Annotated in this window: 1 pseudogene; it reads right to left on the bottom strand. The window is 63.0% G+C overall.

Going from position 1 to position 332, the window contains the following annotated elements:
* Positions 1 to 52: 52 nt before the first annotated feature.
* Positions 53 to 332 (bottom strand): annotated as a pseudogene (locus tag Q5L94_RS13510) (hypothetical protein); the annotation flags it as partial.

Raw genomic sequence — 332 nt, 5'->3', positions numbered from 1 at the left:
GGCACGCAGCCCTTCGTTGCTGCGTGCCTGATCCGCTTTGGGTCACGGTCGCTCAGTTCACTAGCTCGCGCAGTGCGGTGATTGTACGTGCAATTCCTGCCTCCGTCGTCAGAACGCCGGGAGACATCCGAAGGATCTGGCTGCGGTTGTCGACGTAGATCTGCTGTTCAGACAGGGCAGCTACCACACCAGAAGCCTGTATGTGATCGGGCAGGGTGACCATCAGGCTGCCGCCGCGCTGGTCGGGGTCTGACGGGCTGGCCAGCCGTAACCCCATATCCTCCAACCCGGCTTGCAGCAGGGTCGTCAGCGCGCGGTTCTCCTCTGCGATC

Source organism: Idiomarina sp. Sol25, assembly GCF_033052775.1.
Lineage (GTDB): Bacteria > Pseudomonadota > Gammaproteobacteria > Enterobacterales > Alteromonadaceae > Idiomarina.
Note: the sequence above shows the minus strand (reverse complement) of the source record. Positions and strands in the feature narration are given on the sequence as shown.